This window comes from Pseudoalteromonas sp. A22, assembly GCF_018141345.1.
GTDB lineage: Bacteria > Pseudomonadota > Gammaproteobacteria > Enterobacterales > Alteromonadaceae > Pseudoalteromonas > Pseudoalteromonas maricaloris.
On sequence record NZ_CP047238.1, the window covers coordinates 1,568,794 to 1,594,723 of the forward strand.

Annotated in this window: 21 protein-coding genes; 12 read left to right on the plus strand and 9 right to left on the minus strand. The window is 42.5% G+C overall.

The window, feature by feature from the left end:
- Positions 1 to 81 precede the first annotated feature (81 nt).
- The 5 genes from GSF04_RS11815 to GSF04_RS11835 all read right to left on the minus strand — a co-directional run bounded on the left by GSF04_RS11815 (position 82) and on the right by GSF04_RS11835 (position 3,662).
- A complete protein-coding gene (locus GSF04_RS11815) occupies positions 82 to 519 on the minus strand; it encodes a DUF2069 domain-containing protein (RefSeq protein WP_010375505.1) in 438 nt (145 codons plus the stop codon).
- Complete coding sequence (wrbA, locus tag GSF04_RS11820) at positions 516 to 1,067, minus strand: NAD(P)H:quinone oxidoreductase (protein WP_211859618.1); 552 nt, start codon at positions 1,065 to 1,067, stop codon at positions 516 to 518. The genes GSF04_RS11815 and wrbA overlap by 4 nt, the downstream gene beginning before the upstream one ends.
- Complete coding sequence (gene arsC, locus GSF04_RS11825) at positions 1,067 to 1,414, minus strand: arsenate reductase (glutaredoxin) (RefSeq protein WP_211859619.1); 348 nt, start codon at positions 1,412 to 1,414, stop codon at positions 1,067 to 1,069. Before arsC ends, wrbA begins: the two co-directional genes overlap by 1 nt.
- Positions 1,415 to 1,543: 129 nt before the next feature.
- Positions 1,544 to 2,995 carry a M48 family metalloprotease gene (locus tag GSF04_RS11830; RefSeq protein ID WP_211859620.1) on the minus strand — a complete coding sequence of 484 codons (1,452 nt, stop codon included), beginning with the start codon at positions 2,993 to 2,995 and terminating at the stop codon, positions 1,544 to 1,546.
- A gap of 1 nt (position 2,996) precedes the next feature.
- A complete protein-coding gene (locus GSF04_RS11835) occupies positions 2,997 to 3,662 on the minus strand; it encodes a hypothetical protein (protein ID WP_045989077.1) in 666 nt (221 codons plus the stop codon).
- Between the two features lie 309 nt (positions 3,663 to 3,971).
- Between GSF04_RS11835 and GSF04_RS11845 the strand changes: the two genes are divergently transcribed.
- Positions 3,972 to 5,039 carry an AI-2E family transporter gene (locus GSF04_RS11845; RefSeq protein ID WP_045989076.1) on the plus strand — a complete coding sequence of 356 codons (1,068 nt, stop codon included), beginning with the start codon at positions 3,972 to 3,974 and terminating at the stop codon, positions 5,037 to 5,039.
- 47 nt (positions 5,040 to 5,086) lie between these two features.
- Here the strand turns inward: GSF04_RS11845 and GSF04_RS11850 are convergent, their stop codons facing one another.
- The gene (locus tag GSF04_RS11850) at positions 5,087 to 6,124 is read right to left on the minus strand and encodes a LacI family DNA-binding transcriptional regulator (protein ID WP_211859621.1); all 1,038 of its coding nucleotides are present in this window, start codon (positions 6,122 to 6,124) and stop codon (positions 5,087 to 5,089) included.
- 382 nt (positions 6,125 to 6,506) lie between these two features.
- Between GSF04_RS11850 and pgi the strand changes: the two genes are divergently transcribed.
- The 5 genes from pgi (at position 6,507) to GSF04_RS11875 (ending at position 15,666) form a co-directional block, all read left to right on the plus strand.
- Positions 6,507 to 8,153: a glucose-6-phosphate isomerase gene (gene pgi / locus GSF04_RS11855; protein ID WP_211859622.1), complete on the plus strand. Its 1,647-nt coding sequence runs from the start codon at positions 6,507 to 6,509 to the stop codon at positions 8,151 to 8,153.
- Between the two features lie 285 nt (positions 8,154 to 8,438).
- On the plus strand, positions 8,439 to 9,908 hold the full coding sequence (gene zwf, locus GSF04_RS11860) for a glucose-6-phosphate dehydrogenase (protein ID WP_211859623.1): 1,470 nt from the start codon (positions 8,439 to 8,441) through the stop codon (positions 9,906 to 9,908).
- Positions 9,908 to 10,618: a 6-phosphogluconolactonase gene (pgl, locus tag GSF04_RS11865; protein WP_211859624.1), complete on the plus strand. Its 711-nt coding sequence runs from the start codon at positions 9,908 to 9,910 to the stop codon at positions 10,616 to 10,618. The genes zwf and pgl overlap by 1 nt, the downstream gene beginning before the upstream one ends.
- Before the next feature lie 749 nt (positions 10,619 to 11,367).
- The gene (locus GSF04_RS11870; RefSeq protein ID WP_045965439.1) at positions 11,368 to 14,007 is read left to right on the plus strand and encodes a TonB-dependent receptor; all 2,640 of its coding nucleotides are present in this window, start codon (positions 11,368 to 11,370) and stop codon (positions 14,005 to 14,007) included.
- A 102-nt stretch (positions 14,008 to 14,109) separates the two neighbouring features.
- Positions 14,110 to 15,666: a tryptophan halogenase family protein gene (locus GSF04_RS11875; RefSeq protein WP_211859625.1), complete on the plus strand. Its 1,557-nt coding sequence runs from the start codon at positions 14,110 to 14,112 to the stop codon at positions 15,664 to 15,666.
- On the opposite strand, the gene GSF04_RS11880 is transcribed toward GSF04_RS11875, so the two are convergent.
- The gene (locus GSF04_RS11880; protein ID WP_017218887.1) at positions 15,632 to 16,372 is read right to left on the minus strand and encodes a DUF6445 family protein; all 741 of its coding nucleotides are present in this window, start codon (positions 16,370 to 16,372) and stop codon (positions 15,632 to 15,634) included. The genes GSF04_RS11875 and GSF04_RS11880 overlap by 35 nt on opposite strands.
- A 312-nt stretch (positions 16,373 to 16,684) precedes the next feature.
- On the opposite strand from GSF04_RS11880, the gene GSF04_RS11885 reads away from it, so the two are divergent.
- The gene (locus GSF04_RS11885; protein WP_010375531.1) at positions 16,685 to 17,395 is read left to right on the plus strand and encodes a SapC family protein; all 711 of its coding nucleotides are present in this window, start codon (positions 16,685 to 16,687) and stop codon (positions 17,393 to 17,395) included.
- Between the two features lie 127 nt (positions 17,396 to 17,522).
- On the opposite strand, the gene GSF04_RS11890 is transcribed toward GSF04_RS11885, so the two are convergent.
- Positions 17,523 to 18,005 carry a hypothetical protein gene (locus GSF04_RS11890; RefSeq protein WP_039492283.1) on the minus strand — a complete coding sequence of 161 codons (483 nt, stop codon included), beginning with the start codon at positions 18,003 to 18,005 and terminating at the stop codon, positions 17,523 to 17,525.
- A 253-nt stretch (positions 18,006 to 18,258) separates the two neighbouring features.
- On the opposite strand from GSF04_RS11890, the gene GSF04_RS11895 reads away from it, so the two are divergent.
- From GSF04_RS11895 to GSF04_RS11915, 5 genes are all read left to right on the plus strand, one after another.
- Positions 18,259 to 19,287, plus strand: coding sequence for an isoaspartyl peptidase/L-asparaginase (locus tag GSF04_RS11895; RefSeq protein WP_039492281.1), 1,029 nt, complete (start codon positions 18,259 to 18,261; stop codon positions 19,285 to 19,287).
- Positions 19,288 to 19,372: 85 nt separating this feature from the next.
- Entirely contained in the window at positions 19,373 to 19,801 is a 429-nt protein-coding gene (locus GSF04_RS11900; protein WP_010375537.1) for a CBS domain-containing protein, read from the plus strand.
- A 153-nt stretch (positions 19,802 to 19,954) separates the two neighbouring features.
- Positions 19,955 to 23,848: an ATP-dependent RNA helicase HrpA gene (hrpA, locus tag GSF04_RS11905; RefSeq protein WP_211859626.1), complete on the plus strand. Its 3,894-nt coding sequence runs from the start codon at positions 19,955 to 19,957 to the stop codon at positions 23,846 to 23,848.
- An 81-nt stretch (positions 23,849 to 23,929) separates the two neighbouring features.
- Positions 23,930 to 24,313, plus strand: coding sequence for a response regulator (locus GSF04_RS11910; RefSeq protein WP_010375541.1), 384 nt, complete (start codon positions 23,930 to 23,932; stop codon positions 24,311 to 24,313).
- Positions 24,314 to 24,322: 9 nt separating this feature from the next.
- Positions 24,323 to 24,613 (plus strand): PilZ domain-containing protein, encoded by a 291-nt coding sequence (locus GSF04_RS11915; RefSeq protein WP_010375543.1) that lies wholly within the window; start codon positions 24,323 to 24,325, stop codon positions 24,611 to 24,613.
- A gap of 60 nt (positions 24,614 to 24,673) precedes the next feature.
- On the opposite strand, the gene GSF04_RS11920 is transcribed toward GSF04_RS11915, so the two are convergent.
- On the minus strand, positions 24,674 to 25,864 hold the full coding sequence (locus GSF04_RS11920; protein WP_211859627.1) for a class I SAM-dependent methyltransferase: 1,191 nt from the start codon (positions 25,862 to 25,864) through the stop codon (positions 24,674 to 24,676).
- Between the last annotated feature and the right edge of the window lie 66 nt (positions 25,865 to 25,930).

The following is a 25,930-nucleotide window of genomic DNA, read 5'->3' on the forward strand; positions in this document are numbered from 1 at the left end:
ATAATACCAAAGGATGAATACGAAAAAGCGCAGTTACTTCATTGAAGACTGCGCTTTTTTAATGGAGTTACGCAAGCGAGATTATGACTCTTTATGTTCGTGAGCAGCCTTTTCGTCAGCAAGGTCTTCTTTTAACTTGCGGATCTTCAATCCTAACTCTTGGCCTCTGTGTCTTGCGTAGTAAGTGCAACCAATAAACATGGAGGTTGCAAAGCCAATCTCAAGCAGGACTAACACTAGCTCGTCAGGAGATGTCCACAACAGGGTAAAGCCGTGGATAAAATAAAACATCACGACAAAGTTTGCCCACGCATAAGTGTATGGCTTATCCTGTAAAATACCTTTAAGCGGGAGTAATAAAGGTAAAACGTACACCACAAAGACAAAGCCCAAGCTGTAACCTTCTCTTGGTGCAAGCACAAAGAGCCATAGTGGCATTAGGATCAGGAGACCAAAATACCCGACTAGCGCACAGAGTTGAAAGCGTCTAGTGATGGGCTTTTTTGCAATTTCATTCATGTTAACTTTTCCGCGACGCGTAGCAGTCGACTCGCTGCTGCACGACAAATTTTGATTTCTGTTTGAGTGAGAGAAGTATTGTTTTGGCTGCCCGCAACATGTGTTGCACCGTAAGGCGTTCCGCCCATTTCGGTTGCCAAAAGCTCTGGAACATCATAGGGGATACCTAACAACATCATGCCGTGGTGTAATAACGGTAAGGAGAGGTTGAGTAGAGTAGCCTCGTTGCCACCGTGCATACTGCTTGAAGAAGAAAATACGCAGGCTGGTTTATCGATGAGCGCGCCTTTAAGCCACAGATCGCTGGTGGTTTCCCAAAACGCTTTCGCTTGAGCCGCCATCATACCAAAGCGTGTTGGAGTGCCAAACGCCAAACCGTCACAGGATATTAAGTCTTGCTTTGTTATGACTACATCATGGTCTTGACGTTTCTCAAATACGCGTACTACAGCTTCACCACCTTGTGACACTATGGTGTCTGCAAATTCGTGCGCCATATTCGCCACAGAGCCATGACTTGAGTGGTATAAAATAAGAATTTTACTCATTACAGGATATCAAGCACTGACTCTGGAGGCCTGCCAATTGCTGCCTTGTCACCTTTGACAACGATAGGACGTTCAATCAGTTTAGGGTTTTCAAGCATGGCTGTGCGCAGTGTCGCTTCGTTCGAGTCTTTCGATAGTCCAAGCTCTTTGTAGAGCGTCTCTTTGCTGCGGACGAGCTGGTGAGCAGAACTAAATCCAAGTTTAGAAAGTAAATTAGCCAAAGTGTCACTATCGATTGGCGTCTTTAGGTATTCAATAACGGTAGGATTAACGCCATTGGACTCTAGTAAAGCTAGGGTTTCACGTGATTTTGAACAGCGCGGGTTGTGATAGATTTCTACTGACATGATTTCGCTCTATTTTGCTCTAAGTCGTAATGTAAACGGATCATAGCTTAATGTAGAGATGACGAAAAGCGATGTGCAAGAAAATTGGCTTAAATACGTTTTTACTATTGCTGTAAGCAATCGCTAAGCCTACAGCTTAGCGATTTCTTTTTGCATATTACGGTATTGGCTAAGTAGCGCTTTTAATCTGGTACGTTTGATATCTTCGTTATCTTCGACATGATTGAGTGCTCGCTGGACTTCATCCGCGGCTTTAGTAAATGCGCCATATTGTGCGTAAACCCCTGCTTTTGACTCATGATACGCAGCCTTGTTTTCTTGGGCTTCGTAGGTTTGTGTGAGTAAATCGCGGGCGAGAATATGATCCGGTTTCTCAAGCAAAAAGATCTTAAGCAATTGCTCAGCAACTTCATACTGTTTTGCTTTTATGGCGGCATTAGCATAATTCAGCGTGATAACTTGGTTATTGGGCCTAAGTTGATGTTGAGCTTGAAGCATCTCAACGGCTTTGCCAGAGTGCTCTGTCGCAATTAAATAATCGGTATATACATCAAGATAAAACAGGTTATTTGGATCTTTTTCTAACAACTCATCCAATAGTTTGCCAGCTTCTTCGTACTTTTTTTGATCGAGTAACGTAATTGCTAATCCGTATTGTAGGGCGCGCTTGTCGAGCTCTGCTGAGCGCTTTAAAGAGTTTCTAAAAAAGGCTTCCCCAGCATCTTCGGAATAATAGTATCGAGCAAGCACACGGCTTTTAGCCAACGCGTAGGAAAGGCTTGAGGGGTAATGCTTTTTCTCGAATTGTTGTGCTCTAAGTCTAACGTCCGATACTCGACTGTCGGGTAACGGGTGTGTAAGCAAAAATGCGGGTGGTTTATTTTTAAAGCGAATTTGATCCGAGAGCTTAGTTAAAAATTCACTGGCCGCATAGGGGTCAAAGCCTGCTTTATGTAATGTATTCATACCAAATCGGTCGGCTTCTTGCTCCGCTTTTCGGCTATGCGTTAGTTGGTTCAACGATGATTGCGTTTGGCTTGCGGATAAAATGGCGATACCCGCATCTGGGGCAACAACGGTTGCCAAAATACCAGTAATAAGCCCCGCTATGGTCAAGGCGCTGTTGTCTTTTGCGTTTTGTACGCGGCGTGCTAAATGACGTTGGGTAACGTGCGCAATTTCGTGGCCAATAACGGATGCTAATTGACTCTCGTTATCGGATTGCGCAATGAGTCCCGTATGTACACCAACATGGCCCCCGTAAAAAGCGAAGGCATTAATATCTTTATTATTTATCCAAAAAAAGGTAAATGGAAAGCGTACGTCATTAGCATTGGCGACGAGGCGATTGCCCAGGCTAGTTAAGTACTCTTCAAGTACCGGATCGCCAACTACAGGGGAGCGCGAGCGTAGCTGCATCATCATGACTTCGCCGATCGCTTGCTCTTTTTCAATAGGTAGTACTTGGAGAGCTGAAGTGCCTAAATCTGGTAATTTCAGCTCTGTTTGTGCAATAGCGCTGCTTGATGCAGCGAGCACAAATGTTAAAACGATTGAATTTAATAGGGGTTTTAACCGCATTTTAATCCCTTTTAAGGTCTTCTCCGAGCATGATCCTAGCTAAGTCGACTTCATCATTGCATGCTCGAGCATCTTTTTCGCAAAGTTGGTAAAAATCTTTTATTGAGACCCCATCAACACCTGTGATGTTCAATTCTTTTTGCAAAAACGTCACTGTCATATGTAGCACTTTGTGCGCATGAAGTATTAAAGCTTTGTCGGCTATATCACCACGTTCAAAGTAAAACGCAATGAATTTATGGAGCTGGTTGATGCGCAGTAAGTTTTTCATCGTGTGCGGATCCCACACTCGGAATTCTAAAAAACGATTATCTTTAACATAGGCATCAATCTTGGTGCCTTTGGCTATTGGGTAAGCCCAAAGCTCAAAGCCTCTATCAGTAAATGCTTGATGTAATGCTATTTGAGGTTTATTGTCACAGTGAATTATGCCACTGTCATCTTCATAACCACCTAACAGTTCTATATTCCAGTTTCGCTTATCTAGTAAACGCTTTACCGCATTATCAAAGCCGTGATGGAGCAGACCTTCACATTCACTTACCGCTGAGGCGACAAGGTGATAAAAAGGCGGAAGTTCACCCCAATTAATTTGCTTTTTGTACCAATTTATTTCTTTTAGTGTTGGATTGGCTGGCAATCGGGCCTTATTATTAACGCCTGGCATTAAGATTCCCAAGAAGTAGAGTATGCTATTAAGAATAAACCATCAACGCCTTGAGGGCTACCGCATTGAGTGATTTGTGTGGAGACAAGACAACAAAATTTGTGCATGATTTGCGAGAATTTACCTGTCCCGCATTATTTGTTCAGTTTAAGTGGCGGTTAAAGCGCCATGACTATACTCTAGGCAAACTAAAGTTGCTGATGAGTCAGGATCAAAGCTTGTTAGACATAAAAAAATATTTGGATGGTAACTCGGTGAGTTACCAAATTATTGAAATTGAAAGCGGTGAAGTGTGTTTGGAGATCATGGATGTTTGAGTTAGTAAAAGCGTGGTATATCAAAAAGTTTTCAGATCCACATTCCGTTACTCTATTGCTGATGCTAGTTGCTACGGTTGCATTGCTGTACTTTTTTGGCAGTTATGTCATGCCGGTACTGGTCGCAATTGTCATAGCTTATTTACTAGAATGGCCAGTGAACAAGCTTACCCGAGTGACTGGCAGTAGGATGTTATCAGCAGTAGTGGTAATGGCGGTATTTGTGGGGGTCGCTTTGGGGCTGGTATTTGGTATCGTTCCCGTTTTGTGGCAACAGTTAAGTAACTTGCTCCAAGAAAGTCCAACCATGGTCGAAGAGGGTAAGGACTTCCTTTTACATTTACCTGAATACTATCCGACGTTGATCTCTACAACTCAGGTACAGGCAATTGTGAGTTCTGTGGAAAGCAAACTGTTAGAGCTTGGCGAAGTCATTGTGTCAGCCTCATTAACTTCATTAAAAGACGTTGTCGCTTGGATGATTTATTTAGTCTTAGTGCCGCTGCTTGCTTTTTTCATGTTGAAAGACAAGTCAGAGCTTACATCTGGAGTGTCAAAAATTATACCCAAGGACAGAAAGCTCATTTCACAAGTGTGGCATGAGATGGACCAACAAATCATGAATTATATTCGTGGTAAAGTTTTTGAGATTGTCATCGTTGGAGTAGTGAGCTTTGTGACCTTTTCCATTTTGGATTTACGTTATGCCGCACTACTGGGAACGTTGGTTGGGCTCTCTGTACTTATCCCATTTATTGGTGCTGCACTCGTTACCTTACCCGTTGCCGCAGTTGCTTTGTTTCAATTTGGTCTAGCGCCAGAATTTTGGACCATTCTCATCGCGTACGGCATTATTCAAGCATTAGATGGTAATGTTTTAGTGCCGTTATTGTTTTCAGAAGCAGTGGATCTCAACCCTGTTTATATCATTGTTGCAGTGTTATTTTTTGGTGGTTTATGGGGATTTTGGGGCGTATTCTTTGCGATTCCACTTGCATCTCTGGTCAAGGCGCTGATCAATGCATGGTCGAGTAAGAGTGAAGAACTGTTGGCGAAATAGTGAGAATTTTTGATGTTAGTCGGCTCAAGAGCCGACTAAATAAATAGCTATTGTGTGATCCTACCCGTGCTTTCACGAACCACCATACTCGGTGTGAACACATGTGAGACTTCTTTATCATTTTTTCGATGTCCCCGTGTTTTAGAAAACAATAAACGCGCAGCATGTTCAGAAATAATGTTGTTAGCCTGATGTGCAGTCGTAAGCTTTGGCCAAGTTTGGCGGGAGAATGGAGAGTCCTCAAAGCCACTGATAGACAATTGACCCGGGATCTCTATGTTCATCAGCCGCGCAGCAAATAAAGCTCCAGCGGCTACCTCATCGTTACCACCTAAAATCGCAGTGATTTGGTTTGGATTACCATTGGCCAGCAGCGCTTTAGCGCCTTTTACCCCTGATTCAAATGAGTAAGTACCGTGATAGAGCAGTGTATCGTCTTGTTTTATATCGTGTGCTTTTAGGGCATCGCGATATCCGGCTAACCGTTCCGTCGTTGATTTGTGTTCTTCATCCCCAAGTACAAACGCAATTTTTTTATGTCCAAGTTGGATCAGATGCTCAGTAATTTCATAGGCTGCAGCGTAGTCGTCAACAAAGATACAGTTATTTGCGCTATTTTTCGCTTCTTGCGCTCGACCAGAAAGTAGACGCACGTAATGTATGCCCAGCTCATCTAGCATATCAATAATGGATTGTTGCTCGGATAGAGGAGGAGTCAAGACCAAACCTGCAAGACGTGAGCGTTTGATCATAGTGACGAATTCTTCGGCCATATTTTCCGAATTGGATTCACAGGGGTGGATGACGAGCTCATATCCTTCATCTCTACAGCGAGATAACACCCCGTTTTGCATATCAATGACATAATACGCATTGGGATTGTCGTAGACCAAGCCAATTGCAAATGAAGAAGTACCAGCTAAGTTTCTCGCAGCGATATTAGGCTGATAATTAAGCTCTTTTACAGCCTGCATTACTTGATCGTAGGTTTTTTTTCTAACCGAAGGTTCTTTATTGATTACCCGCGATACGGTTTTCATAGATACGCCAGCTAGCTTGGCAACATCATTAATAGTGACTTTCATGTAGTTGTTCTTCTATTTACAGGTCTGTATCGATCATTATTAAGCACAGAGGAATAGTAGCGCTTTATGTATGCAGAAGCTAGCGCCCAATTTCTGAGATATTTAGCCGCTAAGGCGACCATCGGCTTAATAAAAGGATCATCTGTTTTTCTTAGTCTATCTAATAAGTACAGAATTTAGCACTACAATTCGCAGAAATAAATGAATGATACCGGTGTCAAAAATTTTATTTTAGGTTATTATTCGCAATGTAAAATTGAAAAGAAGCGATTTGACAGCGTTGTCATTTTGGCATAATGTGCTTGTTTAATAATGTTTCTTTGTTGTTACTACCTGAAAAGTAAGGTAACTAACAATCACTTACGTCTTAGGGGAATATGTAATGGGTGGTCGTGTAGATTTGGATAGTTGGCAAAAGCTCAGTGGTTCTGCGCAGCGAGTAGAGCAACAGCATTTAAAAACGATGTTTGCAAACGATGCACAAAGGTTTGAAAAGTTCTCTCGTCAAATCCCAGGTGTGTTGTTCGACTTTTCCAAGCAACGCATTGACGACCAAACATTCTCTGAAATGATGCAGCTCGCAAAAGAGAGCGATATCGCGCTTTGGCGAGAAAAGATGTTTTCCGGTGAAAAAATAAATATCACCGAAGACCGAGCGGTTTTACATACAGCACTGCGTAACCGAGCTAATACACCTATTTATGTGGATGGTGTAAACGTTACTGAACAAGTCAATGCAGAATTAGAAAAACTACAAGCATTTAGTAACCGAGTTCGTTCAGGTGAGTGGCAAGGGTATACAGGCAAAGCTGTAAAAGATGTGGTTGCGATTGGCGTTGGCGGATCTAACTTAGGCCCGCAAATGGTAACTGATGCGCTTGCTGCGTATGCAGATGACACGCTAAACGTGCATTATGTTTCGAATGTTGACGGTGTACAGATTGCTTCAGTACTAAAAGGTTTGGACGCAGAAACAACCCTGTTTGTTGTGTCATCAAAAACCTTCACAACCTCTGAAACTATGACCAATGCAAAGACTGCCGTTGAGTGGTTTTTGAATGCTGCAAATGATAGAGCGGCAATCGCCAAGCATTTTGTTGCGGTGAGCACCAACCTTGAGAAGACCAGAGCGTTTGGTATTAGCGATGACAACGTGTTTACGATGTGGGACTGGGTTGGCGGTCGTTTCTCGCTTTGGAGCGCGATAGGATTACCAATCGCACTTTATTTAGGCTTCGATAAGTTTGTCGAAGTACTTGAAGGTGCGTTTGAAATTGATGAGCACTTTAAAACGGCAAACAACGAAGACAATATTCCACTGTTGATGGCGTTACTTAGTGTATGGAATACCAGCTTCTTAGGGTATCAAGCACAAGCGATTTTGCCTTATGATCAGGCGCTTCATATGCTGCCTGCGTATTTACAACAAGGTGAAATGGAAAGTAATGGTAAGCATGTTACCTTTGCAGGAGAGCAGGTAAACTATACGACTGTGCCAATTATTTGGGGCATGACAGGGATAAATGGCCAGCACGCTTTTTATCAGTGTTTACACCAAGGTAATGTGATTGTACCGGCCGATTTCATCGCTTCGATTGAACCGCAAAACAAAGTAGGCCAGCATCACGATATTTTACTGTCTAACTTCTTCGCGCAAACGGAAGCAATGATGACGGGTGTAGATGCACAGCAGGTACGTGAAGATTTAACGGCTAAAGGTAAGTCGGATGCGGAAATCGACAAGTTGATCCCGCATAAAATACACCAAGGTAACCGTCCAACCTCTTCATTTATCTTAGATAAGGTAGATGCAAAAGCTGTGGGCCGACTAATTGCCTTGTATGAACACAAAATTTTCTGCCAAGGCATTATTTTGGATGTGTGTTCATTTGACCAGTGGGGTGTTGAGCTTGGTAAAGGACTGGCTTCAAATATTGAAGCCGAGCTAACACAAGAAGGCGTTACTAACCCGCATGATAGCTCAACGGCGGGTCTAATCGCTTATTACAAGCAAAAGAGAACAAATTAATACTTCGAGTGGAACTGGAAGTAAACAGAATACCTTTGAACGGGTAGCGCTGGAGTACTTAGAACCTGTATTTTTGTGAGAGGAAATACAGGTTTCTAAGACTCATTTATACCAACTTACTTAATCCCTCAAATTGAGCAGGTATTAAGTCGAATTGATATTACTAGTGCATTGCAATCGAAATTATCACCCGTTACACAATGAGTTTGGTAGGCTTTGGAGTGGCTCCAAATCGAATAAACACTGCGTGCTTGTAGTGCACGCCTAACCTAATGAGAGTGAATTATGCTTAATCCTTTTGACATCGTAATTTTTGGTGGGGGAGGCGATTTAGCACTTCGCAAACTCCTACCTGCCTTGTATCGTGCATATCAAGAAGGTAACTTACCTGAAGGCACTCGCATCTTACCGACCGTTCGTGAACAAAACAAACAACAAGAATTTATCGAAACGGCACATATCGCATTACAAACTCACCTTGGCAAAGGCGAATACAACAAGAAAGATTGGTCCGCATTTGAACAGTTTTTAGTGCCTGTGGTAGTCAACGTTACTGAAGAAGACGAACATTGGGATACGCTAAAGAATATGTTGGCTGATGGGGAAGATAAATCTCGTGTATTCTACTTGTCACTTCCTCCAGCGGTTTATGGCCGTTGTTGTGAGCTATTGTCAATTAAAGGGCTGATCACTGAGCAATCACGTGTAGTTGTTGAAAAGCCTATTGGTTATTGCGGTAAATCTGCAGAAGAAATTAATGCCAAAATCGGTGAGTTCTTCTCGGAAGAGCAAGTATTCCGTATCGATCATTATCTAGGTAAAGAAACGGTTCAAAACCTGATGGCACTTAGATTCTCAAACGCACTGTTCGAGAATTTATGGGATGCTAAAGCCATAGATAATATTCAGATCAGTATCTCTGAAACAGTCGGTCTTGAAAGCAGAGCTGGCTTCTACGACAAAGCGGGTGCACTTCGTGATATGGTACAAAATCACTTATTGCAACTACTTTGCTTGGTTGCGATGGAGTCACCACATAAACTTAATGCCAACAGTATTCGCACTGAAAAGCTTAAAGTATTAGAAGCGCTTAGACCGCTAATTGACGCGGATGTAGATAATAATGTTGTGCGTGGCCAATATGTGCCAGGCGACCTTGAAGGTAAGCTGGTACCCGGCTACCTAGAAGAGTTGGGTGAAGGGTCGAGTAAAACAGAAACATTTGTTGCTATTCGTGCTCACATTGATAACTGGCGTTGGTCTGGCGTGCCTTTCTATTTAAGAACAGGGAAGCGTATGAAAAAGCGTTGTGCTGAAATTGTGGTTGAGTACAAGCCTGTTTCTCACAATGTTTATGGTGATGCGGCGGGTCCAATTCAGCCAAACCGTCTGGTAATAAGATTACAACCTGAAGAAAGTATTCAGTTAACGCTAATGTCTAAGCGTCTAGATAACCTTGAAATGCAACTAGAGCCAGTGACGCTAAATATCTCATTGAGTGAAAAGTATAACAATGGCTATCATTCAGACGCATATAAGCGCTTAATGCTAGACGCCGCTGCAAATAACCCTGCTTTATTTATTCACCGTGACGAAGTGCGCCAAGCGTGGCAGTGGGTTGATCCAATCATTGAGCGTTGGCAGAGTAAAGGGGCTCCGTCACTTTATCGTGCTGGCTCTTGGGGTCCTGAAGACGCCGATGAACTGCTAGAAGAAAACAAACATGTTTGGTTCAACGCGGGAGAGCAAGCGTAATGGCACAGTTAACAGAAAGAAATTTCAGCTCCAAAGACGAGATGACAGCAGCGCTTGCTGAGCTACTCCAATCAGGGCTTAGCCAAGGGATTGCACAAGATGGTGAAGCTGTGCTGTTAGTATCTGGTGGTTCATCACCGGCTCCAGCGTATCGTTACCTTTCTGGTGTTGAACTAGGCTGGGACAAAATTACGGTTGCTATGGTTGATGAACGTTGGGTCGAACCGGAACACGAAAAGTCTAACGAAGCATTTATCAAGTCGACATTACTGCAAGACAAAGCGGCAAATGCTCGATTTGTAACAATGAAGAATGCGGCAGTGTCAGCAGAAGAGGGCGCTGATCTATGTGAGTCTGCTTATGCAGCGTTGAAAAAACCGTTCGATGTTACTATTTTGGGAATGGGACCTGATGGTCATACCGCCAGTTTATTTCCAAATGCAAAGGGCCTAGAGCACGCGTTAACGACCACAAACACTGTTTGCGCAATTAATGCTCATCAAAGCGAAGTGACAGGTGAGATCACCGAGCGCATGAGTTTGTCTTTGGCGGGAATAGCTAACTCTAAGGCGGCTGTTTTATTGATCTCTGGTGATGAAAAAAAGGCGGTGTATGAAGCGGCAAAACAACCCGGCTCAGAGTATGAAGTACCACTGCGCGCTGTATTAAATCACCCTGATATTAATTTGACCGTATTTTGGTGCCCGTAACCCGAGTGCATCTACTAAAAATAGTAAAATGCAAGGCTGGCGTGATAGCTGGCCTTGTCTTGATTATTTGGTCAACTGATTGAATATCTCTGGACATTCAGCTCGAAGCGACAACACTTCTTACTTCTTACTTCTTACTTCTTACTTCTTACTTCTTACTTCTTACTTCTTACTTCTTACGAATAAAAGCAATAAATTTTACTGATTCAAGATACAATCATTATAAAATCAACAAGTCCCGTAATGGGGTATTTAAATTTGTGCAAAAGATAGTGATAGCTAACTCGCTAATTGTAGATTTTATAAGCCTTTGTCATAAAAAATTCTCTTAAAAGAACTAGACAGTACTTACAGATAAACCTATAATGACAGCGTTGTCATTGATATTGATTCTCATCTTTAGCTTCTGCCCAAGCTTGATGAGGGAATTGAATACACATCCCCTTGTGTGTATTCAGATAACTAAAATGTCCCTTTATTGAGACAATTCCATCTTAAAACCCTACAGCAGCAAAATTTTTTGTGCTATTCTCCAATCGTTTTTGTAACAAACCATATCTTGGCTATATTTAAGTTTATATTTATCAATAAGATATATATCTATATGAATATTTTTTGAATAACAGGCCAAAAAAATTGTAGCGAATATGTAATTTAGGGTGTATGGTTTGTTATTAGATGACAGCGTTGTCATCATCACTGGGCAGAAGTGATTTAAAAAACCAACAAAATGATTCAAGGGGAATCCTGTGTTAGCTAATAATTTCAAAAAAAGCTTACTAGCAGTGAACGTCGGTATCGCACTAGGTGCGGGCTTTTCAGGCGTTGTAGTTGCAGAAGAAAGTCAAAGCCAAAATCAAGTACAAGAAAACGTAGAAGTCATTGAAGTTCGTGGTATTCGCCGTTCTTTAAAAGAATCTATCAATACCAAGCGTTTTGCAACGAGTGTTGTTGACGCCGTATCTGCAGAAGATATCGGTAAGTTTCCTGACAGCGATGTAGGTGAAGCACTTGGTCGTATTCCAGGTGTTGCGGTAAACCGTCAATTTGGACAAGGTCAACAAGTATCTATCCGAGGAGCTTCAAACCAATTGACACTGACTACTTTAAATGGTCAGTCAGTTGCGTCGACTGGTTGGTATGACCAACAAGCAATCGACCGAAGCTTCAACTATACATTGTTACCACCTCAATTAATCAGCGCTATCGAAGTATTTAAGTCTTCACAGGCCGATTTAGTTGAAGGAGGAGTGGGTGGTACTGTTAACGTTAAAACTCGCAAACCATTAGATTTGGACTCAAACTCAGCGTTCTTCTCTGTTGAAGGTGAATATTCAACAGAGTCGGAAGAGACAGACCCTGGCCTCTCAGCGCTTTACAGCTGGAAAAATGCTGATGAAACTTTTGGTGTGATGGGGGCGGTTGCGTATGAAGATTCTACATATGTACGTCGCGGAAATGAAGCGTCTTATGGTTGGGATGGTGCGGAGTCAGTAAACTATTTCGAACAGCAGCGTGAAAGAACTTCTATCGATATCACTGCACAGTACGCACCAACAGAAAATTCAGAGTTTGTCCTACATTACTTAGGATTAGAGCTAGAAGCTGATAACGCTAACAACAGTATTTTCTTATTCACAAACTTGAATAACTGTGAGAAAAAAATCGCAGTGTCAGATGTCTGTACTGTTCGTTCGAACACAGCAGAGAATCCAGCGCCAAACCGTGCATTCTTACAAACGTTTGCTCGTTTTGCTTCGATGGAATCTGAAGTTATTGATTTAGCCTATAATTATCATGGCGACAACTTTAAGGTTGAGACTCGTTTAGGCTCAACTTCAGCTGAAGGTGGAACGGATTTAACAATAAACCACGCAGCATACTTAGGAACTGCGGCAGATCTTAACGGTTTAGTTTTAGATAACTCAGGAAAGGTATCTTCGGTAAATCTGCCAAAAGGCGGCTGGAATATTTCAGAATTTGACCCAAGTTGGGACGGTCGAGGTCTGCAAAATTGGGCTTCTCAAAAAGCACCAAATAAAGATGAAGAAACATATTTCCAAGCAGATCTTACCTACAATCTAGATCATGATTATATTACGTCAATAAAAGCAGGTGTTCGTTGGACCGATCACGAAGTAGAAAGAGATTCGTATCGCCCAACGCATAATGCACACAATACTATCGACCCAACGCAGTTTTGGACTGGTAGTGATACGTCAGGAACGGATGCAAATGTCGCAATTCCGACACCAGACATTAATGCAATGAGAGCAAATGCAGAAGCAACTTTTGGTACTTGGTATCATGACCGTTCAGGTTATTCTACGGTTGAAGAAGAAAACTTAGCTATTTACTTAATGGCTAACTATTCAGGCGAAAATTACAGAGGTAATTTTGGTTTGAGATATGTATCAACAGATGCATCATCTAAATACTTTGCGCCTATGCCAGGTTTTGTTGATCCAAATGGTATTGGTCAAAACAATGGTCTGAGCTCAAGCATTGTTGAAGATAAAGGTGATTACAGCGAAATCTTACCTAGCTTTAACTTAGCCTACGACTTAAGTGAAGATAGCATTGTACGTGTTTCTCTAGCACAAGTTATTTCTCGTCCTAACTACAACGATATGTTTGCAGCGACGCAGATTGCAGGTTATGGCGATACTCAGCGCGGTAATGAGACGCTTACAAAGGGTAACCCTAATCTTAAGCCGTTTAAAGCTACTCAAGCTGACCTAGGATATGAGTATTACTACGGTGATGCAAATATGGTTGCAATCACATTGTTCTACAAAGATGTCAGTAACTTTACGACTAGTGAAACTACGTTGAACCAATCGGTTGGAATTGTTGACCCTGTGACTGGTCAAGATAACTGGCAGGTAAACACTCAGGTTGATGGTGATGGTGGTGATATTCTTGGTTTTGAATTCCAAGTTCAGCACGAACTAGGTGGTGGATTTGGCACGCTATTCAACTACACCTATGCTGACGGTTCTGTTGATGAGTCGAACTTCTCTGATGCTGTAGGCTTATTCTCAGATAGTTCTGAAAACACAATCAATGCGGTTGCGTATTATGAGCAAGATGATGTAAGCGTAAGACTTGCTTACAACTGGCGTTCTAAGTATATGATCCGTGAGACCGGCTTCTACGGTAACCGTATGCACGATGACTATGGATCACTCGATTTAACCGCAAGTTACAATGTTACTGACGCAATTACGCTACGTTTTGCAGCTGTGAATTTAACTGAGGAAGATAGTGTACAGTATGGGGTAGCTGAATTCCCTGCTGGTACTAAGCCATCAATTCGTGACGGCTATGCTGCTTGGTCATATAAAGGGGATGCGAGATACTCTCTTGGTGTTGATTTCCGCTTTTAAGATTTAGCATACTATCAAGGAAGCCCCTATATGGGGCTTCTTTCTATTTAGTACTATAGAAATTCGATTTTGATGTTTTACTATGTTTCGTAGGTAATTAATTTGAAAGAAATTAGCAAGGTCGTAATCGTTGGTGGTGGGACGGCTGGATGGATTGCTGCATGTCATATTGCCAAAAAATTAAACCCTAATGAAAATGACAATATTTCAATTACTTTATTAGACTCGCCCGATATTCCGACCATCGGAGTTGGAGAAGGAACCGTCCCTGTAATCAAAGACACGCTAAAATACTTTGGAATAAAAGAAAGTGATTTTATAGGTCAATGTGATGTCACTTTCAAGCATAGTATTAAATTCGTGAATTGGTGTCATAATCCATCAGCAGTAGAAGAAGATTTTTATCATCACCTTTTTGATTTCCCAAATATTCGCCCTTTTGATGTAACACCTCATTGGTTATTAAATAAAGAGTTAGCCAGCAAAAAGTATGCAGATTTAGTATCGGTACAGTCGTATATTTGTGAAAAAGCATTACCACCAAAACGGTTATCAGATAAAGAGTTTTCAGGACTCTTTAATTATGCTTATCATCTTGATGCTGGTAAATTTACAGAGCTTCTGCGTCAGCATGCAATACACAAGCTTGGCGTTAAGAATCTTAAGTGTAATGTCACAAAGGCTAACTTAAATGATGAGCACTTTATCGAGTCTTTAGAACTCGACAATGGTGAAAGAGTGAAGGGAGATTTCTTTGTTGATTGTTCCGGTTTTCAATCGCTACTGATTGAACAGTCACTTGGAGGGAAGTTTATTGATAAAGGGAGTGAGCTTTTAGCAGACACTGCATTGGCTGTTCAAGTTGATTATGATACTCCAAATGCCACGATCAAACCTTACACGACTTCAACCGCCCAAAAATATGGGTGGATTTGGGATATAGGCTTAACAACACGCAGAGGAATAGGGTATGTTTATTCCAGCAAGTATCAAACAGAGGAGAGTGCGAGATCTACCTTACTGAATTATATAGAAGATAGTAAGATGCTCAGCCAAGTCCGAAAATTGCCAATGAAAGTTGGATACCAGCAAACGCCGTGGATAAATAATTGTGTGGCTATGGGGCTGTCACAAGGGTTTGTAGAGCCATTAGAAGCTACAGGTTTGCTTATGTTTGATGTTACAGCAAGGATGTTTGCAGAGGCTTTTCCGAGTGATGTAGAAAATATTAAACTTAGGCAAAAGCGTTTTAATGAAGATGTTACGCAGATGTGGGAGTCAACGACCGACTTCATCAAACTTCATTATTATTTATCAAAAAGAGATGATAGCGCTTTTTGGATTGATAATAGAAATGATAACTCGTTATCGAATGAGTTAAAAGAAAAGCTACAGCTTTGGCGTGCTAAAATTCCTTCTCAATTCGACTTCCGTTCCAATTTAGATCTGTTTCGTGTCAGCAATTACCTCTATGTTCTATACGGCATGAATTATTATACCGACCTTTCGATTCAGCCGCCTTCGGGAGAGGCTAGTGCATTATCGAAGCTATTGGAGGATATTCAGAAAGGAGTAAGCTATTGCAGTAATAACTTACGAGGGCACAGAGAAACCTTAGAGCATATTAAACGTTCGGTAGTTCACGTCGGTCAAAAATAATGAAGCTCGTAATCGTTAAACGTCCATCCAATATTACGTCTGAGTTAAGTTGCGATTCCGCGAGACACGCTGAATGAAGTCGAGTGCTAGGGAAAGCCACGATGCGGCCAAACTCAGCTTCGATATAATGAGTTCTGTCAAAAAGTGGATGGTGACTGGAGATATATTGTTTTTCTTTGTAGCCACCTTGTGACAGCTCAATATCTAAGTGATCTCGATAGCGGTCATGATTTGCACTGATAACTTCCTTCACTCCCGTCGATTTGTGTTGGTAAAAGCCAGTTCCACCAAATTCACCACCACAAAGGTAATGAACCAATGCTATCTGGTTTGAGTTTAAATTGTCGAAGTGTGGAATTGTTTGATATGCATGAAGTTCTTCATTTGACTTGGTGGCAATTGCATAATTGCAGCTGATACGTTTAATTGATTCTAGTGATGGTGATGCACCAAAATAAGGAGCCAGTTTAAGTGCTAATTCCTTAACAAATTCAAAATAGTCATTTGAAACTCGAGCCCATAAGCCTGGATAACTGTTTATCGGTTTTACCCAATCAGGACGATAACTTGGCGCTTGCTGTTTCCACACTGTGCTCATATTGCCAAAGTCCATATAAATCATCGGTGTGTCTCTTTCATAAGGCGACAATTGAATGGGTTCAACCTTTTCAATAGATTTTATATGTTGTTTAATTGCTTCGTTCATTTAGCTCTCTTTTTACACTAGGGAAGTTGGCAAGACCATCAATATATCAAACTCTTAACTAAGAGTTTAATATATTTCTTTACTTCTTTAGTCATTGATTCGCACGATGCGTCTAGATTGATTCTTAGACAGATATTCAAGAATTTTTAGACAGATATTCAAGAATATAGGCGAGGTAATTATTTGGTTTTTGGTTGCCATAGTTAGCGGTATCTCTTCTCATAAATATTTAACTTCCAATTTGCCCCGAAAACCGCTAGCCTTAGGGGCAATAAATAAAGTAACAAATACGTAAAACAATGGAGCAGTATTATGGCGGAACAACAAGTGCAGCCTTTACACAACGAAAAGCACGCTAATATCAAAGTAAAAAATGGCGTGAACGTTGATTTCCTTAAAACTCAGCACTTAATGCCTGTAGTGGCGCATGAGTTTGCGCGTGTAGCGACAGAATTCCCAATGGCGTTTGTTAAAAACACTGAGTCAGGTCAATTTCAAGCGGTTGCTATGTTTGGTCTTCAGCCTGGTGAAAACCTATTTGTTGATGGTGATAAGTGGACTGGCAGCTTTGTGCCAATGGCCGCAGCACGTTACCCGTTTGGTTTGGTTAAGCACCCAGAGCAAGATCAGTTTGGTATTGTTATTGATGAAGCAAGCCCGCTAGTTGGTGAAGAGGAAGGCAATGCGCTTTTCGAAGACGGTAAAGAAACCGAATATCTAGGTCGTCGTAAAGAAGCGTTAGTTAGCTATGTTGAGTTTGCTCGCGTAACTGAAGCGTTTACTCAGTATCTTGCTGACAAAGAGCTTCTAGTTCAACAAACACTAACGGTGGAAATCCGTGGTGAGAAAAAAGACATCAACGGTATTTACCTTGTGGATGAGCGTAAGCTAAATGAATTAGGTGACGAAGATTTCCTAGAGCTACGTAAACGTGGCTATTTAGCACCGATCTTCGCATTCTTAACTTCTACACATCAAGTAGCGCGCCTTGCTCGTATGAAGGCACAGCGTGAAGCGAGCTAATCGCTTTTAGATATTGAATGATTCGATAGAAGCGCTTCCAGAGGAAGCGCTTTTTTGTGCATGCTATTTTATAAGTGCCACACCAATTTGCTCCTTCAAATTGAGCAAGTATTAAGACAAATTGGTATTACTTAGCGTTTGGAATAGGGCAGTATGAACCGCCACGAGGGATCCAGACCGAGCGTGTTTCCCAGCGACAGTTGTAAGCTACTCGGCGTTCTTCTTGTTGAGTTGAAAAAGTATCATGTTGATGAACATAGGCACCTCCAGGCACCTGATAGTTTGGGATTGGATGAGGAATAGTCCAACCTCCGGGGCAGCTTTGTGTCGCGAGTACGGTTTTAGTTTGCCATAAAGTATAGGGGCCGTAAGGTTCACCTGCTATTAATTTGTAGTGGCAAGTCTTATAACTCACATCAACGAGCTCTGTACGGTAGTCACATACCCACACACGTCGCTCATCCCAGTAGCCACCGCAGTCAACATTGTTTACTTGGGTGTCATAAAAAGTGTTGTAATCAATAACTTTAATTTGCTCTTGAGTAGACGCGGCTTGAGCAGTACCAAGCAGTAGTGTGCTAAAAACTGCAATTTTTAGAATGTTTTTCATATCGATTCCTGTCGAATTTCGTTATTTTATTACTTTGAGTTATTTCAAAGTAATAAATATGTTTCCATTTTGTGGTCGAAATAACAACCATGAATTGATTGAAAAATATTCAAATTTGCTGTTGTGTCTTGCTGCTCATGAGTTTCTTTCAACCACACTGTAAATAGGTTAGCTTGACAATTTTAACGCGAAAGCTTGCATCGTTCTAAAATTCATCTCATGCTGAAGTTTAACAACGAACCAAGGTATAAAAATGAAAAAAATCTCTTTGTTAGCAGCCTTATTAGCCTTGTCGGCGACAGCTGCTGTCGCTGACGAGAAAGCGCCACCGTTTGCGATCGCCATTCATGGAGGAGCTGGTACGATTGAGCGCAGTAACTTCACACCAGAAAAAGAAAAACAATACAAAGCTAAATTAAAAGAAGCCGTTGAAGCGGGGTATAAGGTACTAGAACAAGGTGGAGAAAGCCTTGATGCGGTAACGGCAGCCATTAATATTCTTGAAGACTCGCCTTTTTTTAATGCTGGTAAGGGGGCCGTGTACACTTATGATGAAGGGCATGAGCTAGATGCGTCAATCATGGATGGTCGTAATCGCCAAGCGGGCGCTGTGGCGGGGGTGAAGCACATTAAAAACCCAATCAACCTGGCAAAAGAAGTGATGCAGCATTCAGTACATGTCATGCTAAGTGGTGAAGGTGCGGAAGACTTTGCTAAGAAACGCGGATTTACGTTAGTGGAAAACAGCTATTTTGACACCGATGCTCGCTATCAATCGCTCCTAAAGGCGAAAAAGCGATTGCAGATGAAAGAAGCGGCGACCAAAGACTATCAGGCGGCACACCAACAATTAGAGAGCCAATATAAGATGGGAACTGTGGGGGCTGTCGCACTCGATAAGCAGGGGAATTTAGCTGCTGGAACGTCAACTGGTGGCATGACGGCTAAACGCTTCGGACGGATAGGTGACTCACCGGTGATTGGTGCGGGCACATTTGCGGATAACCGCTCTTGTGCTGTTTCAGCAACGGGACATGGCGAGTATTTTATTCGATATAATGTCGCAGCTGATATTTGTGCTCGTGTCGCTTATCAAAACAAGTCGATTGAAAAAGCGGGGCAAGAAGTGATTTTTGATACGCTTTATCCAATTGGTGGCACGGGAGGGGTGATCATAGTTGACCCTAAAGGAAATATTAGCATGCCATTTAATACCGCTGGAATGTATCGTGCGAGCAAGTCGTCAACAACACCGACCTATGTTGGTATTTATAGCGAGTAAAACAATATTTCGTTGAGATTAAGCAAGTTCTTCAAACGCCAGCTACTATTATCATGATAGCTGGCGTTTTTAATGGAGATGAGCAATGCAATCAATAAAAGTCGCAGACTACTTAAATCATCGCCCCGTAACATTCAAACAGGACATGCGCGTAGAATCAGCTGTAGAAAAGCTGCTACAAAGCGGCCAGTCGGGCGGGCCGGTTATAGACGAAGCAAGGCGGGTTATTGGGTTTTTATCTGAGCAGGATTGTCTCAAAAAAATGTTAGAGGCGACCTATCAAAATGAGTCTCATAGCGTGGTGTCCGATGTGATGACAAAAGAGCCTCTGTGTGTAAAACGCGAAGACAGCATAGTGCAAATGGCAGATTTGATGATTTGTAATAAGCCCAAAGTGTACCCGGTAGTTGACGATGAAGGGCGCTTACTTGGGGTTATCAGTCGTGCAAATGTGTTATTAGCGTTGGATAAGCATTTACATGATGCTTATGTCTCTGGTCACCGCTACGTATAAAGCGATGAAATTTACGAGCTGTTAAGTTAACCCATGAGGAGTTGCCTTGAGAATAACAGCAAAAATCTCAATTCCTAACCAAATTTAGTTGGGTTCGTCTAATCTGATTTGATAAACTACACGGCGTTTTATGTAATCACAAGGTGTCGTGTAGTGCAGGTTGACTCGCTGTTCAAAGAGCTAAATTCATGTCTTAAAAAGGATCACTTCATCCTCAAAAAGCGCCTCCATGGTGCGAAAAAAATTACCGATCAAGAAAAGCAAAAGCAGGTAGTCGCAAAAGTAGCGGCTGCAATAGCAAAAAGCCAAGAATTAAAGGTAACAAGAAGTGCTAATATTCCAGCAGTAGAGTATCCTGAGCAATTACCTGTTAGCCAGAAAAAAGACGACATCAAAGCAGCCATTGCGAATAACCAAGTGGTTATTGTTGCCGGTGAAACAGGCTCGGGGAAGACCACGCAGCTGCCTAAAATTTGTTTAGAGTTAGGTCGAGGCGTGGATGGCTATATTGGTCATACACAACCAAGAAGACTAGCGGCAAGAAGTGTATCTACCCGTATCGCAGAAGAAATTGGCTGCGAGATGGGGCAAGAAGTTGGATTTAAAATTCGCTTCTCAGATCAAGTTTCTGACAATACATACGTCAAACTGATGACCGACGGTATTTTGCTCTCGGAAATTCAACAAGACAGATTCCTCAACCAGTACGACACAATCATCATTGATGAAGCGCACGAGCGTAGCCTGAATATTGATTTTATTCTGGGTTATTTAAAGCAGTTGTTGCCGAAGCGTCCAGATCTTAAAGTGATTATTACCTCAGCAACCATTGACCCAGAGCGTTTTTCCAAACATTTTAGTGACGCACCTATTATTGAAGTGTCAGGGCGAACTTATCCAGTAGAAGTGAGATATCGTCCAGTTGAAGATGTAGACTCACAAAATGGCGAAGCAGAAAATGACCAGTTGCAGGGCATTTTTGATGCGGTTGATGAGCTTTGTGCCGAAGGACCCGGGGATATTTTGGTATTTATGAACGGTGAGCGTGAAATTCGTGACACCGCTGATGCGCTGGCAAAACGCAATTTAAAAGGCGTTGAGATTTTACCTTTGTATGCGCGCCTGTCTAATGCCGAACAAAATCGCATTTTTGCGCCCCATAGCCAACGGCGCATCGTATTGTCTACAAACGTTGCAGAAACGTCATTGACCGTACCAGGTATTCGCTATGTTATCGACCCGGGTACTGCGAGAATAAGCCGCTACAGTTATCGAACCAAAGTGCAACGCTTACCGATTGAAGCGGTATCACAAGCCAGTGCAAACCAACGTAAAGGTCGATGTGGGCGTGTGGCATCCGGTATTTGTATTCGCTTATATTCTGAAGACGACTTTTTAGGGCGTCCTGAGTTTACCGACCCTGAAATTCTAAGAACCAATTTAGCTTCGGTTATTTTGCAAATGCTGGCACTTGGACTTGGTGATATAAGTCAATTCCCATTTGTACAAGCGCCTGATAGCCGTAATATCAAAGATGGTATGTCGTTACTTGAAGAGTTGGAGGCGATAGTTCCTGCACAGCGCAGAGAAAAAGCCAAGCTCACAGAATCAGGTCGTAAACTAAGTCGCTTACCCATAGACCCAAGGCTTGCCAAGATGGTGATGTCAGGGGCACAAAACAACGCGCTTTGGGAAGCGATAGTGATCACTGCGGCACTGTCTATTCAAGACCCAAGAGAGCGTCCTCAAGACAAACGTGCAGCAGCTGACGAAAAACACAATCGCTTTGAGTGCGAACACTCTGACTTTGTTGCATATCTAAACCTATGGAATTATATCGAAGCGCAGCAGCAAGCACTAACGCGCAACCAGTTTAGAAAGCAATGCCAAAAAGACTTTTTGGCCTATATGCGCGTACGTGAGTGGCAAGATATTGTATATCAGCTGACCACGGTATGTGAGGAGCTCGGCTTTAAAATAAATAGCAGTCCTGCAAGTGATGAGGCTGTCCATCAATCATTGCTAAGCGGTATGCTTAGCCATATTGGTGTGAAGGACGAAAAGCAAAAGCAAGTTTTTAAAGGCGCACGTAACAGCCAATTTCATATTTTCCCCGGTTCAACACTGTTTAAGAAAAGCCCTAAGTGGCTGATGTCTGCGGAGCTTGTGGAAACCAGTAAACTTTATGCTCGGGTTAATGCCAAGATCGATGTAAATTGGATTGCACCGCTCGCCAAGCATTTAGTTAATAGCAGCTATAGCGAGCCGCATTGGGAAAAAAAGGCTGGGGCGGTTATCGCATTTGAACAACAAACCTTATACGGCTTGATCATCGTTGGCCGCAAACGCACGGTGTATAGCGATATTGATCCTGTGGTTAGCCGAGAGATATTTATTCGTGAAGCGTTAGCAAACGGTCAACTTGGCCAGAGCGAAGGTTTTTTAAGCGCAAACCAAAAATTGGTTGAAGAAGTGCAGGCGCTTGAAGATAAAGCGAGGCGTCGCGATATCCTAGTCGACGAAGAAGATGTGGTTGCGTTTTATAACGATCGAATTCCACAAGACGTAAATAATCGTGCTGCGTTTAGTAAATGGTGGCGTTCACAAAAGCAAAAAGACAAACGTTTTTTGCATATGACGCGCGATCTGTTAATGAAGCATGACGCCGAGCATATCACGGATATTCATTATCCAGATACGTGGCAGCAAGGGCATTTGATCTTGCCTCTCAGTTATCACTTTGACCCAGGCCAAGCACTAGACGGCGTGGTGGTCAATATTCCTCTGGCATTATTAAACCAAGTTCAAGATGAAGGTTTTGATTGGCATATCCCTGCGCTCAGACATGAGCTGGTTTGTGGGCTTATTAAGTCACTGCCGAAGACCTTAAGACGTAACTTTGTGCCGGCACCAAATTATGCCGATGCTGTGCTTGCCGCCGTTGAGGTAATGCAAGGCTCATTTATAGAAGCGGTGGCCAACCGTTTACTCAGAATGACAGGTGTCAAAGTCGCCGAGTCAGATTGGGACGTTAGTTCACTTGAGCCGCACTTAAAAATGCAATTTCAGGTAGTTGATGACAAAGGCAAGGTGATAGCCCATAGCTTTGATTTATTGGCACTTAAGGCAAAGTTGCAAGGGCAAGTGACCGAGACGCTTTCGCAAGTGGCAGAGCAAGGGATTGAGCAGGCGGATATTCAGCAGTGGGATTTTGGCGAGCTGCCAGAGCAATATACTAAAAAGCAAGGCAATTATGAGATTAAGGCTTTCCCTGCATTAGTCGATAAAAAGCAAAGTGCGGCTATAGAACTGTTTGATAACGAAGTAAAAGCCCAAGCGGCGCATCAAGCAGGATTGCGCCGTCTTGTGCTACTCAATGTTCCTTCGCCTGTTAAATACCTGCAGCAACACTTACCAAATAAGGCTAAGTTAGGATTGTACTTTAACCCCTTTGGTAAAGTGCATGATTTAGTTGATGACTGTACGCAAGCTGGGGTTGATAAGTTGCTGCGTGCATTTGGTGAGATCAGAGATGACGTCGCGTTTGAAAAAGCCAAAGAACACATTCGAGCTGAGCTAGGTGACACTGTAGTTGAAATTGCGAAGCAAGTTGAGGCTGTGCTTAGTATTGCCCACAGTATTAACAAGCGTATGAAAGGCAGAGTGGATCTCACGATGATCACCGCGCACGGCGACATAAAATCTCAGTTATCCGGTCTTATCTTTAAAGGCTTTGTCACCGCTCATGGTGCTGACAAAATCTCTGATATTTTGCGTTACATGAAAGCGATTGAAAAAAGGCTTGAAAAACTTGCGGTAGATCCAAACAGAGATAGGCTGTGTGTACTAGAATTGGAAAAAGTTGCTGCGGCCTATCTAGACAAGTTGGCAAAAATTCCTTCTGGATTACCTGTACCAGAGTCGCTTATAAATATTTTTTGGATGCAACAGGAACTTCGCGTGTCTTTGTTTGCTCAAACATTAGGAACGGCTTACCCAATTTCGGCTAAACGCGTTCTGAATTCGATAAAAGAGTGCGAAATATAAACTTGCATTTTAGAGTACGACAGTTACTTTATTATATGAGGAAGTAAAGTTTTGGATTGTGAGAAGGAAGCGGCATTGAATATGTCCACACGAGAGAAAAGGAAAAATGCACCGCATCTGCTAGTGGTCGACGACGAGTATTTTAACTATGAAATGCTCGAAGTGGCGCTGTCAGGGGCGTTTGAGCTGAGCTATGCAAACTCGGGCACGAGTTGCTTGTCTAATGCGATTGCTGATCCTCCAGATGCTATTTTGCTTGATGTGTGTATGCCGGGCCTTGACGGTTACGACACCTGTCGAATGTTGAAAAATACACCAGAGACGAAGGACATTCCTGTATTAATGGTATCTGGTTTAGAGTCCGAAAAAGAACAAAAAGCGGGATTCGATGCCGGCTGCGATGCCTATGTGGTAAAGCCATTTTCAATGCAATCGCTATTAGAAAAAATAAAATCAATGGTGTAGGAGCATTATATGATCAATGAAGATAAACGCCGTTTTATGCGTATGTCGGTGGATGCAGTTGCAAAATTAACCGAGCTTGAGTCGGGTAAAGTGCACCAAGGAGTTTGTCACGATTTAAGCGCCACAGGGTTGTCGGTGACAGTGAGCGACCCAATTGAAGCAAATTCAACCGTTGACATTTTCATTGATTCCAGTGGCGATATGATCCAGCCACTTAGTGCTCACGCGACCGTGATCCGCTGTAGTCAAGAACAGGACGAGCAGTGGATTGTAGGGCTTGAAATCACCAAGTTTAATTAGATTACCTAAGCCCTAAAGGTGGTATTGAAGTTTCCTCCGATACCACTGTAAATTGCTAAATCAATAGACCTTACAAATTAGGCCTTTTAGGTAAAAGCCTTCTGGATAATTGCCTGCAATAGGGTGGTCGGCTGCTTGATTTAGCCTTTCCATAATCAACAATTCTTTACCGGCATCGAGCGCAGCGTCTGCAACGACTTTCTGGAACAGGTTTTGTTCCATAAGGCCAGAACATGAGAAGGTGAGTAACGTGCCACCTGGCTTTAATATCTGCATGGCAATCATATTGATATCTTTATAGCCACGACAAGCGCCGTTAAGCTGCGCCTTACTTTCTGCAAACTTTGGTGGATCCATCACGATAGTATCGAATTGACGGCCCTCATCACGATACTGTCTTAGTAGTTTGAACACGTCTTGCTTAACAAACTCAGCTTTCGATAAGTCTAGTTCATTATGTTCTACATTGCGTTTAGCTGTGTCGAGTGCTGGCTGCGATACGTCAACGTTGATTACTTTACTACAGCCACCGCGCAGTGCATAAAGGCCAAATGTACCGGTGTAGCAGAAGCAGTTAAGCACTTCTTTTTCTTTTACAAAGCGCTCTAACGCGGCTCTACTGTCGCGTTGATCTAGATAAAAACCGGTTTTATGGCCGCCGATGATATCGACTTCAATCTTTAAACCATTTTCGCTTATAAGGACTGGTGCGGTTGGTGCGTCGCCTGCAAGCGGTCCGGTAATTTTATCAAGGCCTTCTTTTTTGCGCACATCAACATCTGAGCGCTCGTAAACATGACAATCAGGAAATAGTGATTGCAATGCCATTACTATTTCACCCTTGTGGCGTTCGGCACCAGCGCTTAGCAACTGACAAACCAAGTAGTTATCAAACTTGTCAATTGTTACACCTGGCAGACCATCTGACTCTGCGGCACACAATCTAAAGCCAGTTAAACCACCTTCAGCAATAACATATTCTCTGGCTGCTAGTGCACGTGCGAGTTTTTGCTCAAAGAACGCTTGGTCGATATGTTGTGATTCATCACATGTCCAAATTCTGGCTCGGATCTGAGAGTCTGGACTGTAAGCGGCTGTCGCGAGGTATTTACCCTCATTGCTGTATATCTTAACGGTATCGCCAAGGGCGGGTTTACCTTTTACTTTTTTAATGGCCTTTGAGAAAACCCAAGGGTGTTTTCTGTTAAGGGATTTTTCTCTGCCTGGTTGCAGATATAGCGCGCAAGTCATATATTTTCTCTAATCTTTCCTGATAGCTGCCATTTTAGTGAAGGGTGTGGCAACATACAATCAGTA

Excerpts from the sequence above, each read along its gene's own strand:
- GSF04_RS11815 (WP_010375505.1), bottom strand. The coding sequence starts at position 519 with ATGAATGAAATTGCAAAAAAGCCCATCACTAGACGCTTTCAACTCTGT.
- wrbA (WP_211859618.1), bottom strand. The coding sequence starts at position 1,067 with ATGAGTAAAATTCTTATTTTATACCACTCAAGTCATGGCTCTGTGGCG.
- arsC (WP_211859619.1), bottom strand. The coding sequence starts at position 1,414 with ATGTCAGTAGAAATCTATCACAACCCGCGCTGTTCAAAATCACGTGAA.
- GSF04_RS11830 (WP_211859620.1), bottom strand. The coding sequence starts at position 2,995 with ATGCGGTTAAAACCCCTATTAAATTCAATCGTTTTAACATTTGTGCTC.
- GSF04_RS11835 (WP_045989077.1), bottom strand. The coding sequence starts at position 3,662 with ATGCCAGGCGTTAATAATAAGGCCCGATTGCCAGCCAATCCAACACTA.
- GSF04_RS11845 (WP_045989076.1), top strand. The coding sequence starts at position 3,972 with ATGTTTGAGTTAGTAAAAGCGTGGTATATCAAAAAGTTTTCAGATCCA.
- GSF04_RS11850 (WP_211859621.1), bottom strand. The coding sequence starts at position 6,124 with ATGAAAGTCACTATTAATGATGTTGCCAAGCTAGCTGGCGTATCTATG.
- pgi (WP_211859622.1), top strand. The coding sequence starts at position 6,507 with ATGGGTGGTCGTGTAGATTTGGATAGTTGGCAAAAGCTCAGTGGTTCT.
- zwf (WP_211859623.1), top strand. The coding sequence starts at position 8,439 with ATGCTTAATCCTTTTGACATCGTAATTTTTGGTGGGGGAGGCGATTTA.
- pgl (WP_211859624.1), top strand. The coding sequence starts at position 9,908 with ATGGCACAGTTAACAGAAAGAAATTTCAGCTCCAAAGACGAGATGACA.
- GSF04_RS11880 (WP_017218887.1), bottom strand. The coding sequence starts at position 16,372 with ATGAACGAAGCAATTAAACAACATATAAAATCTATTGAAAAGGTTGAA.
- GSF04_RS11885 (WP_010375531.1), top strand. The coding sequence starts at position 16,685 with ATGGCGGAACAACAAGTGCAGCCTTTACACAACGAAAAGCACGCTAAT.
- GSF04_RS11890 (WP_039492283.1), bottom strand. The coding sequence starts at position 18,005 with ATGAAAAACATTCTAAAAATTGCAGTTTTTAGCACACTACTGCTTGGT.
- GSF04_RS11895 (WP_039492281.1), top strand. The coding sequence starts at position 18,259 with ATGAAAAAAATCTCTTTGTTAGCAGCCTTATTAGCCTTGTCGGCGACA.
- GSF04_RS11900 (WP_010375537.1), top strand. The coding sequence starts at position 19,373 with ATGCAATCAATAAAAGTCGCAGACTACTTAAATCATCGCCCCGTAACA.
- GSF04_RS11910 (WP_010375541.1), top strand. The coding sequence starts at position 23,930 with ATGTCCACACGAGAGAAAAGGAAAAATGCACCGCATCTGCTAGTGGTC.
- GSF04_RS11915 (WP_010375543.1), top strand. The coding sequence starts at position 24,323 with ATGATCAATGAAGATAAACGCCGTTTTATGCGTATGTCGGTGGATGCA.
- GSF04_RS11920 (WP_211859627.1), bottom strand. The coding sequence starts at position 25,864 with ATGACTTGCGCGCTATATCTGCAACCAGGCAGAGAAAAATCCCTTAAC.